Source organism: Candidatus Bandiella numerosa, from assembly GCF_021811875.1.
GTDB classification, from domain to species: Bacteria; Pseudomonadota; Alphaproteobacteria; order Rickettsiales; family Midichloriaceae; genus Aquirickettsia; species Aquirickettsia numerosa_A.
The window spans coordinates 1-2,819 of the sequence record NZ_JAJBJD010000145.1 but is presented as its reverse complement, the minus strand read 5'-3'; the positions used below and the strand labels follow the sequence as shown (position 1 = coordinate 2,819).

The following is a 2,819-nucleotide window of genomic DNA, read 5'->3' as shown; positions in this document are numbered from 1 at the left end:
TCTTCTCTATACGTTCTTCTGCTTCTCTTACTAAAAATGACATTTTGCCTCCTCTTTCGTATGTACTTATCTTTTCATTCTATCATATATGTTTCTTTCTGCCTATTATGCAATGGTCTTTTTTATTTGATTTTGTTTTTGGTACATTTTTGAGCTGTTGCAATAGATCATATGGGCCATTTGTATTGTCTCCGTAACAATATAACGATCCCCAAAAAAATGTTATTAATACTAAACAATATATAAAATTTATGGTCTTTATTTTCACAAGCAAACTACGGTAGTAAATAACTATTTGATAATTGTAAGCTTACTGATAATATTCATTTTGTAAAATATCAATATCATTTTTCATGGAAAATATCAACATTAAAAATAAAACTGCTGTTGTAATATATAATTTAGGAGGGCCAAACAGTAGAAATGAAATAGAATTTTTCCTGTTTAACCTATTTAATGACAAAAACATTATTAATTTACCTAACCCTTTTAGATATATACTTGCTAAGCTAATTTCTAAATTAAGAAAAAAAGAGGCTATGAGGAATTATGATAAATTAGGTGGAAAATCACCAATATTTGTAAATACGATAAAACAAAGGGAAGCTCTTCAGGAAAAGCTTGATAAAGATCGGTATGAAGTTTTTATTAGTATGAATTTTTGTCATCCATTGCCACAGGAAACCATAAAACAGATAGTTGAATATAATCCAACAGATATAGTTTTAATTCCTCTATACCCACAATTTTCTACAACTACTACAGCTTCGTTTTTAGAAAAATGGAATATAGCTTTCAAAAATTCAGGTCTAAATTGTCCTCAAAAAATTACCTGTTGTTACTATTTTCAAAAAGAATTTATTTTATCAGTCACAAAAATTTTTTATATGGCATATCATAAGGCTTTAACAAAAAATGGCAAACCTTATGTAATATTTGTAGCACATGGCTTGCCAGAGAAAATAATTAAATCAGGGGACCCTTATCAATGGCAAGTACAAAATACTGTAAAATTGATAATTGAAGCAGCAGATATTCATGATCTAGATTATGTTTTAGCTTATCAAAGTAGAGTGGGGCCGGTATCATGGATTAAACCTTATGCTGATGAAATTATAATTGAGGCCTCAAAAAAGAATAGAAATATATTAGTAGTGCCTATTTCATTTGTATCAGAGCATGTTGAAACTTTGGTTGAATTGGATATCGAATACAAAGAATTAGCAATAGAAAATGGTGCAATAGCATATCATAGGACAAAAACAGTAAGTGAAGATGATAAATTTATTGAAGGACTGAAGAATATAATTATGGGTGAAGTATATAAAGTTGCCTCATGTCCAAGCCAATTTTGCAGATGTTTTCAAAGATCTGATTCAATAAATGCCAAAAATTGATTTTATTTATTCTTACAATCCAATAGATTATGATTTTGCAATTGATTTTATGCATGCCAAAGTGCAAAAAATTATTGAGGGGAATGAAAATCAAGCAGTATGGTTGTTAGAGCACCCTAGTATATATACACTTGGAAGAAGTGCAGTGAGCACTGATATTAAAAATATAGTAGATATACCTTTTATCAACACAGATAGAGGTGGTAAAATCACTTATCATGGACCTGGACAAAAAATAATTTATGTTATGCTTGATTTAAAAAAACTTTTCGATGGTAAGATAGATTTAAAATTTTTTATAAGAATGTTGGAAAACTGGATAATTTCAATTTTTACTCACAATAACATTATCACTTATGCGGATAAGAAAAATATTGGTATTTGGGTTCATAATGATAATGCTAATAAAAAAATAACCTCGATTGGAATAAGAGTAAAGAAATGGGTATCATATCATGGTCTGGCAATAAATATTAACCCTGACATGAGCTTTTTTGATAACATTAACCCATGTGGAATACATGATTGCAGAATGACGTCCATTTATATGGAAACAAAAAAGTGTATAGAGAGCAAAGAGCTAAACAAAATTATTAAAAATTGTTTTTTTGATACCTTTAATTTCAAGCTTGACAAGGAATATGAAATTTAAATTTTTTTTACCACTTATATTTTTTATTTTGATTGTGACATTATTTGCTTTTAAGATAAAGTTAAACGATAAATTTGAGAGTGTTATAGATTTAAAAAGTAATAGATTAAGCTTTCTTAACATGAAAAGCATAATAACAGGAGATGAAATTAAGCTCAAAAGCAATAAAAATAAGTATGTAATTCTACATTTTTTTTCAACCAGGTGTCAAGAGTGCGTAGATGAGTTATCAAAATTAAAAATTTTTCAAAATGAAGGTATATTTTTATATGGCTTTATAATTGATGAGGAGCGAAGCGTCGTGATTGATTGGTTAAAAAAAAATGGCAATTATTATGAGGATGTATTTATTATAAATTCAAATTTATACCAAAGTATGAAATTAAATACTTTTCCAGTCACATTTATTATAAATTCGGCCAATAATGAGATTATTGAAGTGATTGCTGGGCAAATAGATAATCAAAAATTAAAAATAATTATTTCAGAATGAAATGGAAAATAACACAGAAGAAAAGCAGATAAAATCATTAAAAAGAATTATTAAAAATTTAGAGGAAGCATAAATATTAGATAGCGTATAAATAGGAAAAGTGCTAACCTTTGACCTAAAACAATACAGGTATCAAATGGATTTTGAAATAATAAGGCCGTTGCATAAATGCAAAGCAAGGAAGATATGCAATAAATGGATTTAAAAAATTAGATTCATATAAAGAAGAACGATAAGTTTGGTATAAAAGCTGATAGAATAATAGGAATTCAAGAAA

At 27.6% G+C, this 2,819-nt stretch carries 4 protein-coding genes; all 4 read left to right on the top strand.

Annotation, left to right across the window (positions count from 1 at the left end; translation table 11 throughout):
- A partial coding sequence (locus L8D11_RS04760; RefSeq protein WP_236870526.1) for a hypothetical protein occupies window positions 1–197 on the top strand: 197 nt, incomplete at its 5' end.
- Window positions 198–353: 156 nt separating this feature from the next.
- Entirely contained in the window at window positions 354–1,397 is a 1,044-nt protein-coding gene (gene hemH / locus L8D11_RS04755) for a ferrochelatase (RefSeq protein WP_236870525.1), read from the top strand.
- On the top strand, window positions 1,384–2,049 hold the full coding sequence (gene lipB, locus L8D11_RS04750) for a lipoyl(octanoyl) transferase LipB (protein WP_236870524.1): 666 nt from the start codon (window positions 1,384–1,386) through the stop codon (window positions 2,047–2,049). Before hemH ends, lipB begins: the two co-directional genes overlap by 14 nt.
- Window positions 2,039–2,542, top strand: a complete 504-nt coding sequence (locus tag L8D11_RS04745) for a TlpA family protein disulfide reductase (protein WP_236870523.1) — start codon at window positions 2,039–2,041, stop codon at window positions 2,540–2,542. Before lipB ends, L8D11_RS04745 begins: the two co-directional genes overlap by 11 nt.
- Window positions 2,543–2,819: the final 277 nt, after the last annotated feature.